14 protein-coding genes and 1 pseudogene are annotated in these 13599 nt (G+C 52.5%); 7 read left to right on the top strand and 8 right to left on the bottom strand.

Annotation, left to right across the window (positions count from 1 at the left end; translation table 11 throughout):
* Positions 1 to 452 (bottom strand): fimbrial protein (gene mrkA / locus HMPREF3096_RS10890; protein ID WP_228704800.1); only part of this gene is annotated, 452 nt, incomplete at its 3' end.
* Between the two features lie 704 nt (positions 453 to 1156).
* Between mrkA and HMPREF3096_RS10885 the strand changes: the two genes are divergently transcribed.
* On the top strand, positions 1157 to 1366 hold the full coding sequence (locus tag HMPREF3096_RS10885) for a YdgH/BhsA/McbA family protein (protein ID WP_002916131.1): 210 nt from the start codon (positions 1157 to 1159) through the stop codon (positions 1364 to 1366).
* A 95-nt stretch (positions 1367 to 1461) separates the two neighbouring features.
* Here the strand turns inward: HMPREF3096_RS10885 and HMPREF3096_RS10880 are convergent, their stop codons facing one another.
* Positions 1462 to 2358: an EamA family transporter gene (locus tag HMPREF3096_RS10880; protein WP_012540631.1), complete on the bottom strand. Its 897-nt coding sequence runs from the start codon at positions 2356 to 2358 to the stop codon at positions 1462 to 1464.
* Between the two features lie 81 nt (positions 2359 to 2439).
* On the opposite strand from HMPREF3096_RS10880, the gene HMPREF3096_RS10875 reads away from it, so the two are divergent.
* A complete protein-coding gene (locus HMPREF3096_RS10875) occupies positions 2440 to 2946 on the top strand; it encodes a MarR family winged helix-turn-helix transcriptional regulator (protein ID WP_012540630.1) in 507 nt (168 codons plus the stop codon).
* Here the strand turns inward: HMPREF3096_RS10875 and HMPREF3096_RS10870 are convergent.
* The 5 genes from HMPREF3096_RS10870 to yehD form a co-directional block, all read right to left on the bottom strand.
* Entirely contained in the window at positions 2943 to 3899 is a 957-nt protein-coding gene (locus HMPREF3096_RS10870; RefSeq protein WP_032731217.1) for a nickel/cobalt transporter, read from the bottom strand. The two genes, HMPREF3096_RS10875 and HMPREF3096_RS10870, sit on opposite strands and share 4 nt — an antisense overlap.
* A gap of 137 nt (positions 3900 to 4036) precedes the next feature.
* Positions 4037 to 5026 carry a fimbrial protein gene (locus tag HMPREF3096_RS10865; protein ID WP_012967263.1) on the bottom strand — a complete coding sequence of 330 codons (990 nt, stop codon included), beginning with the start codon at positions 5024 to 5026 and terminating at the stop codon, positions 4037 to 4039.
* A 12-nt stretch (positions 5027 to 5038) separates the two neighbouring features.
* Complete coding sequence (locus tag HMPREF3096_RS10860) at positions 5039 to 7519, bottom strand: fimbrial biogenesis outer membrane usher protein (RefSeq protein WP_032731218.1); 2481 nt, start codon at positions 7517 to 7519, stop codon at positions 5039 to 5041.
* A 12-nt stretch (positions 7520 to 7531) separates the two neighbouring features.
* Positions 7532 to 8215 (bottom strand): fimbria/pilus periplasmic chaperone, encoded by a 684-nt coding sequence (locus tag HMPREF3096_RS10855; protein WP_012540626.1) that lies wholly within the window; start codon positions 8213 to 8215, stop codon positions 7532 to 7534.
* Positions 8216 to 8276: 61 nt separating this feature from the next.
* Positions 8277 to 8819, bottom strand: a complete 543-nt coding sequence (gene yehD, locus HMPREF3096_RS10850) for a fimbrial protein YehD (protein WP_032731219.1) — start codon at positions 8817 to 8819, stop codon at positions 8277 to 8279.
* A 349-nt stretch (positions 8820 to 9168) separates the two neighbouring features.
* On the opposite strand from yehD, the gene HMPREF3096_RS10845 reads away from it, so the two are divergent.
* Positions 9169 to 9414 carry a hypothetical protein gene (locus HMPREF3096_RS10845; protein ID WP_032731220.1) on the top strand — a complete coding sequence of 82 codons (246 nt, stop codon included), beginning with the start codon at positions 9169 to 9171 and terminating at the stop codon, positions 9412 to 9414.
* Positions 9415 to 9824: 410 nt separating this feature from the next.
* Here HMPREF3096_RS10845 and HMPREF3096_RS30875 read toward each other — a convergent pair whose 3' ends face one another.
* Positions 9825 to 10022 (bottom strand): hypothetical protein, encoded by a 198-nt coding sequence (locus tag HMPREF3096_RS30875; protein ID WP_153242724.1) that lies wholly within the window; start codon positions 10020 to 10022, stop codon positions 9825 to 9827.
* A gap of 244 nt (positions 10023 to 10266) precedes the next feature.
* On the opposite strand from HMPREF3096_RS30875, the pseudogene fimB reads away from it, so the two are divergent.
* The 4 genes and pseudogenes from fimB to HMPREF3096_RS10815 all read left to right on the top strand — a co-directional run bounded on the left by fimB (position 10267) and on the right by HMPREF3096_RS10815 (position 13579).
* Positions 10267 to 10871 (top strand): annotated as a pseudogene (gene fimB, locus HMPREF3096_RS10830) (type 1 fimbria switch DNA invertase FimB).
* A gap of 463 nt (positions 10872 to 11334) precedes the next feature.
* A complete protein-coding gene (fimE, locus tag HMPREF3096_RS10825) occupies positions 11335 to 11943 on the top strand; it encodes a type 1 fimbria switch DNA invertase FimE (RefSeq protein ID WP_012540621.1) in 609 nt (202 codons plus the stop codon).
* 480 nt (positions 11944 to 12423) lie between these two features.
* Entirely contained in the window at positions 12424 to 12972 is a 549-nt protein-coding gene (fimA, locus tag HMPREF3096_RS10820; protein WP_008806380.1) for a type 1 fimbrial major subunit FimA, read from the top strand.
* A gap of 70 nt (positions 12973 to 13042) precedes the next feature.
* Positions 13043 to 13579: a type 1 fimbrial minor subunit FimI gene (locus HMPREF3096_RS10815; protein WP_012967260.1), complete on the top strand. Its 537-nt coding sequence runs from the start codon at positions 13043 to 13045 to the stop codon at positions 13577 to 13579.
* Positions 13580 to 13599 lie beyond the last annotated feature (20 nt).

Genomic DNA, 13599 nt, shown 5'->3' with positions numbered 1-13599 from the left:
GGGATGATTTTGTTGGTCAGCGCGGTGGCGTTGTCAGTAGACAGCACCAGCTGGATGTTCTGGGCACCGGAAGCTTCGGTGTTCGCCAGGTAACCCTGCTGTTTGCTGGTTGCGCCAGCCAGCAGGTTACCGCCGGTCCAGTTCACGCCCAGTTTGGTTACGTCATCCTGTTTGGTGCCGTCAGCAGCCTGGCAGTTAGAGACGTCAATGGTGAAAGATTTCGGTTTCAGATAAGTATCCGCTGCTGCCGCTTTAACTTCAGTCAGGGTTACCGGAGACAGGTAAACGTTCGCATCGCTGCCCTGGCCGTTAACAGAAACAGTACAGGATACATCGGTAACTTTACCGAAGAAATTAACCTGGCCGCCGCCAACATTGGTATCAGCTGCATGGGCAGCAGTCATGCCAAAAAACGCGGTTGCCATTGCTGCAGAGAGAAGAACCTTTTTCATTGCCATTTCCTTGTCAGAGTGAATTACGAATCAATGAGCACACTGTGAATTCGCATAGAACCAGAAACATCAGGCGATGCTGATTTATGCCACTGCTAATAGAATCTTCGACTGACCGGGAGCCGCAATATTTAAGGCGTCAGGTAACGAACTTAAAAATATCAGTTCGCTGGTGCTATCGGCGTCAAAGAATGCTATTTATTCGCCGACAAATATACATTTGTTCACGTTTCATTAAGTTATATAACAGATAACCATCAACTATTAATAAACAGTCATTGATAGATGAAAACGATAGGGTGGTTGTTTACAGCGCAGCAAGCCTAACGCCAGTGCGAGAGAAAGTGACCGCAACAGCATGCAGAAAAAGCCCTCGGAAGGCCATCGCGATAAGTCTGAATCTGCCTTTACGGTGGTGAAAACAGCACCAAACCATTCATACAACGAATGATGAAAGCATGAATGAGGCGCATTCCTCTCCCTGAACAAGGGCAGCCCATGTGATATCCCCTTCCAGAAACAAATCATTAATCCATTGTTTTTAAATTAAAAAATCGATAAACGATCATATTTCCGCCATAAACCGCCATAAAAATGTGATCTAAATCGCACTTTTTGCAACGCACGTTATAGTTAGCAGACTTATTATAAGTCCATCGAAAGCAAACACGCTTTCCACCATAAAAGTTAAAAGGACAAACACCATGAAAAACGTAAAATTACTCGCCGCTGCCGGTATGCTCTCCCTGGTTTCTTTTGCTAGCTTCGCGCATCCGGTGAGCGTGACAGCAGATACCCTGGACAGCGCAGAAGCGAAAATCGCGACCATTGCGAAAGAACAAGGCGCTTCCTACCACATCACCGAAGCGTACACCGGCAACCAGGTCCATATGACCGCCGAGCTGTCTAAATAAGCGAATGGTTGCAGAGGGAGCTGCCGGACAGGCCGCCTGCGGGTGGCTGGTCTGGCTCCCGCCGCCCACCCCGCACGCAGCAATGTCGAGCCCCGTTATGGGGCTTTTTTCGTTTTTGCTCCCGCCGCCTGGCGCGCCAGCGCGCGCTGGATAGACAGCACGCTCGCCAGCACCACGATCAACCCCACCAGCGCCATCCCCTGGATCTTTTGTCCAAGGAAAATCCATCCCAGCACCACGGCGGTCACCGGGCTCAGCAGACTCATCGCCGACACCGCCACCGGCGAGAGGCGACCAATCCCCCGGAACCACAGGCCATAGGCCAGCATGGCGCCCGCGACGCACAGCCACAGATAGCCTGCGACCTGCAGCGCTGTCACCTGATGCAGAGGGGGATCAACGATCAGCGCCACCGGGGCCAGCACCACTCCCCCAATCGCCAGCTGCCAGCCGGTCAACGCGACAATCGGCAAGGAGAGCGCCCAGCGGCGGGAGAGCCAGGTGCCCAGCGCCATACTGATCGCGCCGAGAAACGCCGCGCCGATCCCCAGCGGGTCGAGGACGGTGTGCGGCGACAGCAGCAGCATGGCCATACCGAGTATACCGGCGATGGCGGAGAACACCGCCAGCCAGGGCGAGCGCTGCCGATCAACGCACCAGGCGAGGAGCATCACCAGCAGCGGCTGGATCGCGCCAATCACCGCCGCCAGTCCACCGGGTAAGCGATAGGCAGCGATAAACAGCAGCGCCTGGAAAGCGCCGATATTTAAAATGCCGGTAACGATAAGCTTTGCCCACTCGCCGCGCTGCGGGAAACGACGGCTCCAGATCAGCAGGGCGATGCCTGCCGGCAACACCCTCAGCAGCGCAGCGATAAATGGCCGATCGGGAGGAAGGAACTGGGAGGTGACGATATAGGTCGTCCCCCAGATAGCGGGCGCCAGCGCGGTGAGCAGTAAGTCGATCATCAGACTACGTGAGAGAAAAGCCATGATTTTATCTTCACTTCAAGCTAAATTGGTGACTGAAGTATGTACCGACAAGTATCTTGATATCAAGACAAGTGAGCACTGATGGACAAATCACCCGCGATCGACGCCGTGGATCGCATTCTCGCCCAGTGGCAGCGGGAGCGACCGGATCTGGACTGCAGCCCAATGGGACCGATAGGCCGCCTGAAACGATGCGCCATGCTGCTGGAGCCGCAGGTGGAAGTGGCCTTTACGCGCCACGATCTGGTGCGCTGGGAGTTTGATATGCTGGCGACGCTGCGCCGCGCCGGCCCCCCTTTCACTCTTTCGCCGACCCAGCTCTTCTCCACGCTGATGATCACCTCCGGCACCATGACTCATCGCCTGAAGGCGCTGGAGAAACGCGGATTTATTACCCGCCTGCCGAACCCGGAGGATGCCCGCAGTATGCTGGTCGCCCTGACTCCTGTCGGGCGTGAGCGGATCGATGAGGCGGTGGAAACGCATGTCGATAATGAACGGCAGCTGCTGGCAGGACTCAGTGACAGCGAACGCCTGCAACTGGATCAGGCGCTGCGGGTATTGATGCACCTGCTGGAAAGTCGTTAACAGCCGGCGGCGATAAAGTCGCCGTTGGCGCTGATCGGCACCACGGTGAAAAACAACCCGGCGGCAAAGAGGATCAGCGCCAGCCCGCCGAGGATCTTCACCAGCGGCACCAGCCAGGGCCGCGGACGACTCCCCACCGTCAGCCTGTTGGCCATACGGTGACGGGCATAGTGCACCGTCAGTGACAGACCGAGGATCGAAAGTCCGGTGCCCAGCGCCATGGTCATCACCGCGGCGATGCCCCAGCTGACAATCCCCAGCGCGTTGGCGAACAGCAAGATCATGATTGCCCCGCTGCAGGGGCGGGCGCCGATGGCCAGCACCACGCCAAGGCGTGTTTTCCAGTCGGCGCCGTGCAGGTTGTGCCCCACGCCGTGGTGCCCGCAGCCGCACGAGGCATCATGCTGATGCGCCGGCGTCATGGCGCGAATCACTCTCTTGCCCGGCCCCAGGTTCTGCAGCGCGCGAAAGATAATGTAAATTCCAAAGGCGCCGATGGTCAGGGCGCTGATCTTCTCAACGTACCAGCGGCTGGCGCTGAGATCGCCGGCGGCCAGATTCAGTCCTACCGCGAGAATAAAGACAAAGAGGATGGCGCTGACGCCCTGCAACAGGCTGCCGAGAAAGGGCACCACCCGCGCCGCCATCAGGCTCTCCGGGTTGGTGCTCAGGTAAGTCGTGACGATAAACTTGCCGTGACCCGGCCCGATGGCGTGCAGCACGCCGTAGAGAAAGGCGCCCACTAACAGCCAGACGCCGCCGCTGTACTGGTGATTATTCAGCAGTAAAAGATACATCACCAGATAGCGATGTAAGGTTATTTGGGTGGCGAGGCACCACTGGAGAAAATCGCCCCAGTGGCTGTGCAACATGATGCCGGCCACCAGCAGAAGGAGCCCGCCGCTCCCGGCCGCCAGCAGGCGCCAGTCGCGCTGCGCAATCGGAGTATTCATCATTATGCCATTGCGTAAAGAGTTTATCTCACCGGGCGGCGAACCGTTTGCCTGCCCTGTCGGCCAGGGGAAGCGGTATGCCCCCTGACAGATAGAGATAACATTAGCCTGGGCTGGCGTCGACAGGCAAAGCGGGGTTAGTTATTGTTGACCACGATGATGACCCGGCTTTTCATCTCCCCGGTACGTATATTCTCGCCATACTTCATTGGCTTGATATTAAGGGTAATTGGGTTTTTGCCGTGCACGGCTTCCTGAGGCGTTTCGTACAGGTAGCCATTGTCATACTGGATATCCGCCCCGCTGGCATCCTGAATATGGAACCCGACCTCACCGGCGCCGGTGGCAGATAATTCCTCATCGTTGGCTAACACCTGGCCGTTTTTCAGTCCCGATGCGCTCCTGAACGAGTACTCAATCTTGCCCGGCGTCAGTTCCAGTACACCGGACTCTCCCTGGCGGCAGTCGATATAGATCACCTCCGGGCGGTACGCGACAGTTCCCTGTTTAATATCGATGAAATTATATTCACCCATGTTGATTTCCGTCGTCGGATTCTCAAAACCACAGGTCATCACGTTGATTTGCAAAATGATATGATAAATATAGGTAATGGGGATATCGGTGCACTCTTTATCCTTATTCTGACAATACCTTAGATTGAGTTTATAACTTACCGTAAAGGGCTGACCGGGGGTGATCACCGGCCTGCCTGCGACCTCTCCCTTACTGATGGCATAGCTAATCGAGGCGGTATCATTAAAAATGTCAGACAATTTATAGTGAATTTTTTCGGTCAAATCGGTGCCGGAAATATTATGCGGCGACAGGTCGAATTTAATTTTATATTTTTCGTGGCCCACCAGGAAATTATACTCGGTGCTGTGCTGCGCTTCTCCTGTCAGGGTAATCACGACGTTCTGTAATGACTGACAAACAAACAGCCAGTCATCATTGGTAAAGGTGCCTTCGCGTAACGCCAGAGTACCGGAGAGGGTGACGGGTTTGAAAATATAGGTACCGTACCCCTCAATCCCTTTCTGGATATGACTGGTGTTCAGGTCGCAGTTCCCCGCCCAGGCGCCAAAGGTACTGAAGGTGAATAGCAGAAACAGTAGCCATCTCATCGTAATATTCCTTTACCGGCAGACATAGGTCTGCTCTTCATCAATGGTTTGTTTAAAGGTGATCGTGCAGTACTGATTATTTGCTTTATCAACAGCCACTTTCAGCGTCGACGGAACAGTATCCGTGCGGATGTATAATAAGCTGCCCTGGCCCACGACCCCGACATTCTGCCCCCGGTTATCCTCGATTTCATAACCAAACGGCAGCGGCTCACCCGCGGCTTGTCGGGCATGAATCAACCACGGCTTACGCTGGTCGGTATCAAAGTGGCTGACCACCACAGCCCCCCGATACGGAGCCACCATTTTCCGGTTGCCTTTCAGTTCCGTCGTACTGTGGGAATCCGACACATCCAGCATCAGGGCGTTTTCACGGAACGGCGTGAGGTTGTCGTAGAGCACGATCCCTTTCCCGTTAGTGGTGCGGTATTTCTGACCATTGACATAAGCCCCCTCCAGCCCCGGCGCCTGCAAAATCGCGAAGGTGTCCGATAACCGATTCGCCAGGCTGACGCCCCCGGACCAAAGCACCACGCCCCCGGAGAGGCTTCCGCTGGCCTGGGTGTAGTTTGACGACTGGCTGTAACTACCGCTCAGTGTGGCCAGCGGGGCATTCCAGGTGAGATTGGCCCCGGCAGCGGTTTCATTATTTTGCTGCTGATGACTGAGATTAACCCCGTAGCTGAACTGATCGCGGGAGCCGGCAATGCCGTTCAGTCCGGTGTTATTGGAGGCAAAGCCACTGTTATCGAAGGTAGTGGAGTTAGACAGATTCAACCGACGACGCGGCGCGGTCAGGTCGTCCCCCCAACTGAACGGAATGGAGAAATAAAGATTAAATCGCTTATCCTGGTGATGATATTCGTCATAGGTTTGGCTAGCCGATAGCGTATAGGTCAGCCGCTGCCAGGTATTCGAGTAGCCGAGCTGATAATCTTTATTGCTGCCGCTTTTTCCCCAGTAGTCGCGCCACAGGGCGCTCAGGGAAATCGCGCCATAGCCCGCCGGAAGCGCCTGACTCAAACTGGCCGACAGGGAATTTTTCCTGCCGAAATCATATTGATAATAATCGGCAATATCGTAGACATCCTTTTCGTCGCGGTGATAGTGGGTTCTGTTCTTCGCCCACACGTGATCGTTAAAGGTGCGGTAATCGCGGCTGGAATAGCGGTAGGCCGCGAGGCCAAAACGGGTCTGGGTTGGGGTGAGGAATTTACTGTAAGCCACCTGATAGCTTTGTCCATCATAGGTGCCGTTATCCTGCTCGCTGTGCGACTGGGTGGCATCGACGGAAATAGCGCCGAGCCAGGTATTCCAGCCCGTCCCGAGGGTAAAAGCCGAATAGTGATTCGACAGCATCGAACCACCATACAGCGTCAGCAGATTGTTCAGACCGTACTGATAGGTCCCCTGGATAAAATCAGCCTGCCGATCGGCCCCCTCAATATGGCTGCGTCCGGCAGCAAGATCGTATTTCGAGACGCCAGCCTGCAGCATATTGGGAACGGAAGAAAAGGGAACCAGATAGCTGGTGACCGTCCCGTCTGCTTCTCTGATGCTCACGTCAAGATCGGCCCCGCCGCCGGCCATCTGTAAATCAGCGATGGCAAAGGGACCGGGCGGCACCTCTTTCTGATAAATGACAAAGCCATTTTGCTCAATGGTGACCAGGGCATTGCTTTGCGCAATCCCCTGGACGATCGGCGTAAAGTTGCGTCTGGAGTTGGGCAACATCTGCATATCGCGATATAAGCGCACCCCGCGAAAGCGCACAGTGTCGAATATATCGCCTGATGTGTACATATCGCCAGCGCGCAGCGTACTCTCTATCTCGCCGAAGCCTCGCTCCAGATAAAGGGTGTTACTTTTCCACTCACCGGCGCCAGAATCATTATTGTTATAGCTGGCGTCAGAGTGCAGTTGCCATCCCAGGAGATTTAAACCGCTGGTAAAACGGGCAAAGGTACTCTTGTTATTCCCGGCGCTTTTATAATCGCTGTAATACTGACTGGCATAATAGGACGTATAGAAGGCGTTGACCCCGCGGTCCCAGCTTTCCGGGGAAGCATAGCCCGCCTCCAGCTCATTAACAAACGCCTGCGGGACAGTGAGCGCGAGGGTCAGGGTGGAGATATCAAAATGATATTTCCCCCCCTGCACAGCCTCGCGTAGCGTGATGCATTGCGCCAGATCCTTTTTGTCCAGCCTCTCGGCTTTAATACCGAGCTGCTGCAGCTGGGAGTGTGACAAGCAGCTTTCCCCTGGCTGCTCCTTCACTGTCAGGTCATATTTCCCACGCCACTTGTTATTGACATACACATCCAGGTTATATTCACCCGCAATCGGTGCGTCATCTGTAAACTGATAGTGACTGTCTTTGACCCCTTTCATCCCGCCGAACATAAAGTTGGTATCAAAGGTCTCTTCTGCCGCCAGGGCTTCAGCAAATAATGATGCAATAATTGCCAGGGCCAGTGATGTCATCCTTAACATAACCACCTCTTTTTATTTTACGCTGATGCTATCACTAATATAATTTCCATAATCATCAATAAGAGTAATTTTGTACTGTCTGGCAACGCTGCCGCTGAGGGTGATCATTTGCTGTGAAAATGGCGCCAGCATAATGGCTTTACTGTTTCCTTTGACATTATTCACTTTAATTTCAGGGATCGTTATCCAGTTTGCGCTGTTATTTTTAAGCAGTACATTTTTACCTTTTTGCTGCAGGTCTAAATGATGAAAACTGGCCTGCGTAACGCCAGCGACACCTTCCGGGCGATAAAACAACTTAATTCGATTTTGGATCGCAAATTTCACCACATTTTTACCATCATTCACGCTGGCATTGGGTGGGATATCGAGGACATTCAGATAAAATAAACTTTCCTGATTTTGCGGTAACGTATTGGATAATGCTTTTATTTTAAGCTGCTGACCGGTATTGGCTCTGACGCGCACCACCGGCGGTGAAATAAGAAAAGGTACGCGGATATTTTCCGGAGCAATGGAAGTATTACCGTCGTCGATCCACGCCTGTACCAAAGCGCCGCGATCGCCGCGATTCATTAACTGCACCATCACCTCATTTTTACCGGCCGGATAAATAACGCGCGTCCCATAGATCACAATACCCGCCTGCGCGGGGATAATGAAAAAGGTCAGTAACAGCAGAATGAATCCTTTCATCTCTTTCACTCCATGTAAACAGAGACCCGGCGAACGCCCTGCGTCTCGCCGGGTGACAGCATCACTCGGTTACCACGGTCAGCGTAAGGGTTGACTCAACATCGCCCTGGGTGACTGCGGAACCTGCGGCCACTAGCGCATATTGTGCTGAAAAATCAATGGTATATACACCGCTTTCATCAGGATCCCCATTAAGAGGGATCAGCGTTTCGGGGGTCAGTGGGGTGTCATTCGCCGTCACCACAAAGCCGACGCCGGATGCGCCACCCGCTACGGTATTTTTAGTAATGTTCGGGTAATTATCATCAAACTGATTACGCGCGAGGCTGATTTTCGGCTCAGCACCGGTACATTTTAATTTTAATGGCACCGTGGTGCTGTTTTTAATGCCGGTATAGGTGGCGCCGGCATTAAGACCAGCAAGACTTTCCTGCCCGACCTGGTTCATCGTAATAGTGGTAGAGTTGTTGCCATCAAGAAACTGACACGTGGTTCCTACAACGCGTCCGGTGATAATAACTTCACCCTGGTCAGTATCCGCAAAAGCACCGGCACTCATAAATACGGTGGACAGGACTGCTGCAGCAACAGTTAAACGCTTCATAATATAGTTCCTTTTACTTGTTTATCCATTTGGCTTATGAGATGAGAAAAAGCTCATGCGGTAAATATTGCACGCGTTTTAATCATTCACAACGTGCGTATTTAATTCTGTTGACCAATATCAAGCTAAATAATTCATTATATCTACGACTCATCTAAAAGTTATGTTGCTTATAACGCATTAAAACACAATAAAAACATAGACATCAGAAACAACGGATTTATTTAATAAAAAACAACGTTATTGCTGGCAGCGATGCATTTTGTGCTATCCTCACTTAAGCCATATGATAATTTTATAATTACCTGCTAATCATTTATTGTGTTTATAAAAACAGAAGGCCATCCTAATGAAAAAAGGCTTACTTGCCCTGGTCTGCGTCGCGCTGCTGGCGCCATCGCTTTCGGCGCAGGCGACCTGGCGCGGCGAAAAGCGTCAGGACGCCCGCGATATCCGTCAGGATAGCCGCGAGCAAGGTCGTGATACCAAGCAGGAATGCGTCCGCAATAACAATCAAAGCAACGCCAGCTGCCGTCACGATAAACGGGAAAACCGCCGCGAAGGTCGCCAGGAAGCACGTGACGAAAAATGGTGAAACTAAGGCTTCGGCGTCTCCAGGACGTCATTCCTCCCACCGCCGGAGCCTTTAACGCCCCCTCATACTTCAGTTGTCTGGCTGACATTTGTGGCATGCGCCTTATTCTTAGCATAGCGCAGAATATTCCCGTTCAACCCTCAGACCCTATCCCGGTCCTCATCATGTCCCCCTTTTTTCCAGCCCACTAATATCGCCGCCACTAGCGCTTACCGTGCCTGATACCACTCCACTTCGACCACATGCTTTAGATTAAACTGAATTACTGAAATACAGCGTAAAGTGCCCTCATACAGACAATGGCTATTATCCCCAGGCTTTTTGCAGTATGGTTTAATCACTGTTGTAGTTTTGCAGTGAATGCTATCCAGACGATGCAGAGTTGTATTCTGTCTGAGAAATTTCTCATGCTATTCCCGAAGGTTGTTGGCGCGGGAGGTTGGTTTGCTGGCGCAATGATGTCCAGCAGGCAGGCAATAAATCATGACGGCATTGATGGCCGCCTTGCCGCGGCCGGAAGCCCGCGCCTTCATCATCATGCGGGCATCATCAAGAGGATCAGGGATGTACAGGACGTGGAAACCACCAGGAAAGCGACGCCACTTCAACCCGCTAACCCTTTCTTTACCCTTCAGCTTGCGGCGCCTTATCGGTGGCGATGGAGATAGCCTATGATACCGCACGCTCACTCAGCGATAGCATTCAGATTTTGCCTTCACCAGGTGAAACGCTTTCGTATGAGATTAAAACGTTATCAGCACGCCGTTTCAAAATAAAAAGGCAGTCGAATTTAACAATGACCTGACGCAGGCCTGGAAAGAGAAAAATATGCCTGCAATAAAAGGGAAAACCATGACGAATAACGCCGATATAAAAAAAGGAACTTCCTGACTCAGAATGAGATCGAGTCTTTACTTAAAGCCGCCGATACCGGTCTCTATGCCGCACGGAATTATTGCCTGACATTACTGTGCTTCATTCACGGTCTGCGAGCCAGCGAGATCTGCCGTCTACGAATATCGGATATCGACCTTGCTGCCCGCTGCGTTTACATCCATCGACTCAAAAAGGGGTTTTCAACTACCCATCCGTTGCTGGAGAAAGAGATCCACGCCCTAAAGCGATGGCTGGCCATTCGCAGCAGCTGGCCGCAGGCAGCCAGCGAATGGCTGTTTCTCTCCCGCAAAGGTAATCCCCTTTCTCGCCAGCAGTTTTATCAGATTATCGCCTCATCAGGGGATCTGGCGGGATTACCGCTGGAGATCCACCCACACATGCTGCGTCACTCCTGTGGCTTTGCGCTGGCCAATATGGGGATCGATACCCGTTTGATCCAGGATTACCTTGGGCATCGCAATATCCGCCATACCGTCTGGTATACCGCCAGCAACGCGGGACGTTTCTATGGCATCTGGGACAATACGCGCGACAAACAGCGATCGTCTTTGATCCAATAACCTTGACGCCAAGGATGGCGTTGTCCCGCAACCTGCTCGCAAATTATAACATTTATTATCATTAACCCTGCGTTAATTATGATTACTGTTCCCGCAAGTTCTTATTTATTCCTGCCAGCTCCGCGTCAATTTAACCCTGCGTTCATTCTGGATTTGACCGAATTATTTATTGCTCGAGCAAAATTTCCGCACCGTTTTTTTAATGACAACGTGCGCCAGAAAAAAATCCTTTTATTTTATGCACCTGGCGATAACATCTGGAGATGCTATTGAGACAACGATTAAAATCTTTAAAATTAAGAATTATCGCCCGGCGATATTTTTAGTATCAGTCAATGTAATGTGCTATCTATTCGTGGTTAATCAACTTCACCCTACAACGTTTTAGCATTACGCATTCTTTTCGTCATGGCGTAAGGTTTCGCCGTGACGGTCATTCATCCTTTTTTCAGGAGCTAATATTGTGAACCGACGTCGTTTTCTTACCGCCAAAGAAGTTCAGGCAATGATGCAGGCCGCTCGCCAGGGCCCAACCGGTGAACGGGATTACTGCCTCATCCTGCTTGCCTTTCGCCACGGCATGCGCATCAGCGAACTGCTGGATCTGCACTATCACGATCTGGATCTGCATGAAGGACGGGTCAATGTGCGGCGGCTTAAGAACGGTTTTTCGACTATTCATCCGCTGCGCTTTGATGAGCGCGAGGCAATCGAACGCTGGAGTCAGGTCCGCGCCGGCTGGAAAGCGGCGGCAAAAACCGACGCGCTGTTTATCTCTCGTCGCGGTACGCCGCTCTCACGCCAGCAGGCATATCGTATTATTCGATCCGCCGGTGAAAATGCGGGCACCGTTACGCACACGCACCCTCATATGCTGCGTCACGCCTGCGGCTATGAACTGGCGGAAAGAGGTACAGATACCCGTTTGATACAGGATTATCTGGGACATCGTAATATTCGTCACACGGTACGCTACACTGCCAGCAATGCGGCGCGTTTTGCCGGGATTTGGGAAAGAAATAATCTTTTAGAGGAAAAAGGCCTGTCAAAGGAAAATGATTTAAGCGATTGATTTAATACAATAAAATAAATTGCTAACAGGTCAATTGGGGCCAAACTGTTTATATCATAAAAATGTTTTGTAATGTTTTGCAACTCACCGCGCTATATTTCTGCAGAAAAAATCATAGTTTATTGATTATTATATATTTTTAATCACGCAATCACTCACTTTTCTCCCACCATACTCCCGTTGCACCGGCGATCCTTCGCCAGCGCCATCGCTATTCCTTTTGCACTCCCGCCCACCACTCCAGATTATATACCCACAAAAAGCCAAATAAACAGAATTTAAAACCACAAATAAACCAGTCAAAAACCAAAAACAGATCATTTATCCCAACGAGTCAAAATGGCCCCAATTGTCTCATCAGTTGGGTAAAAACTGTGCAGAGCCGGCAGCCTGACTACTCGGCTGAAATCTGACATGCCTGGAAGGCACATCGGCTGCCAATCCGGTTCGTTATTTCGACATCGTTCAAAGGAAAACAGTATGAAAATCAAAACACTGGCAATGGTTGTTGTGTCAGCCCTGTCTCTGAGCTCCGCGGCGGCGCTGGCCGATACCACCACGGTCAACGGCGGGACAGTGCATTTTAAAGGGGAAGTCGTCAATGCGGCCTGTGCGGTAGATGCCGGCTCTATCGATCAAACCGTCCAGTTAGGACAGGTGCGTTCCGCGAAACTTGCCACCGCAGGTAGCACCAGCTCCTCCGTCGGTTTCAACATTCAGCTGGATGACTGCGACACCACAGTGGCGACCAAAGCTTCTGTCGCTTTCTCCGGTACCGCTATCGACAGCAGCAACACCACCGTTCTGGCACTGCAAAACTCTGCCGCCGGCGGCGCAACCAACGTTGGCGTGCAGATCCTCGACAGCACCGGCACGCCGCTGGCGCTGGACGGGGCCACCTTCAGTGCCGCGACCACGCTGAATGACGGCACCAACATCATCCCGTTCCAGGCGCGTTACTACGCGACCGGCGCAGCGACCGCCGGTACGGCGAACGCGGATGCCACGTTCAAAGTGCAATACGAGTAAGGCCCGATCCACGCAGGGAGGCAATCAGGGCCAGGAGGGCCCGCTCTCTATTTCCAACTGGAGTGAAACGATGCAGGGAATGAAATCAGGTCTGCTGCTGCTACTACCCCCGCTGGCCCTGGCCGGTAATCAGTGGAACGTCACGCTGCCTGGGGGCAGCATGCGTTTTCAGGGCCTGATTATGGCGAGTTCCTGTCGCGTCGAAGCGGGCGATCGGCAGATGACGGTCAATCTGGGGCAGATCAGCAGTAACCGATTTCATGATGTCGGCGAAGACAGTAACCCGATCCCTTTCGCGATTCATTTACAGGATTGCAGTACCGCAGTCAGCCAGCATGTGGGGGTGGCATTTCACGGCGTGGCTGATGGTAAAAATCCCGATGTGCTCTCGGTGGGCGAAGGCCCGGGGATCGCCAGCGGGATTGGCATTGCGCTGTTCGACAGTCAGGGCCAGCAGCTGCCGCTCAATCGTCCGCCCGACCGCTGGGTGCCGCTCTACCGCGGACCGACGACGCTCAATTTTGTCGCCAAATATCGGGCGACCGGACGCCAGGTCACCGGCGGCGCGGCCAACGCCCAGGCCTGGTTCTCATTGACCTATCAGTAATTAATCCGCAGACAAACAGG

It is taken from the genome of Klebsiella sp. HMSC25G12, assembly GCF_001807705.1.
Classification (GTDB): domain Bacteria; phylum Pseudomonadota; class Gammaproteobacteria; order Enterobacterales; family Enterobacteriaceae; genus Klebsiella; species Klebsiella variicola.
This window is presented reverse-complemented; position numbering and strand designations above follow the sequence as displayed.

Bases quoted from the DNA above. Each gene is read 5' to 3' on its own strand.
- HMPREF3096_RS10885 (WP_002916131.1), top strand. From the start codon at position 1,157: ATGAAAAACGTAAAATTACTCGCCGCTGCCGGTATGCTCTCCCTGGTT.
- HMPREF3096_RS10880 (WP_012540631.1), bottom strand. From the start codon at position 2,358: ATGGCTTTTCTCTCACGTAGTCTGATGATCGACTTACTGCTCACCGCG.
- HMPREF3096_RS10875 (WP_012540630.1), top strand. From the start codon at position 2,440: ATGGACAAATCACCCGCGATCGACGCCGTGGATCGCATTCTCGCCCAG.
- HMPREF3096_RS10870 (WP_032731217.1), bottom strand. From the start codon at position 3,899: ATGAATACTCCGATTGCGCAGCGCGACTGGCGCCTGCTGGCGGCCGGG.
- HMPREF3096_RS10865 (WP_012967263.1), bottom strand. From the start codon at position 5,026: ATGAGATGGCTACTGTTTCTGCTATTCACCTTCAGTACCTTTGGCGCC.
- HMPREF3096_RS10860 (WP_032731218.1), bottom strand. From the start codon at position 7,519: ATGTTAAGGATGACATCACTGGCCCTGGCAATTATTGCATCATTATTT.
- HMPREF3096_RS10855 (WP_012540626.1), bottom strand. From the start codon at position 8,215: ATGAAAGGATTCATTCTGCTGTTACTGACCTTTTTCATTATCCCCGCG.
- yehD (WP_032731219.1), bottom strand. From the start codon at position 8,819: ATGAAGCGTTTAACTGTTGCTGCAGCAGTCCTGTCCACCGTATTTATG.
- HMPREF3096_RS10845 (WP_032731220.1), top strand. From the start codon at position 9,169: ATGAAAAAAGGCTTACTTGCCCTGGTCTGCGTCGCGCTGCTGGCGCCA.
- fimA (WP_008806380.1), top strand. From the start codon at position 12,424: ATGAAAATCAAAACACTGGCAATGGTTGTTGTGTCAGCCCTGTCTCTG.
- HMPREF3096_RS10815 (WP_012967260.1), top strand. From the start codon at position 13,043: ATGCAGGGAATGAAATCAGGTCTGCTGCTGCTACTACCCCCGCTGGCC.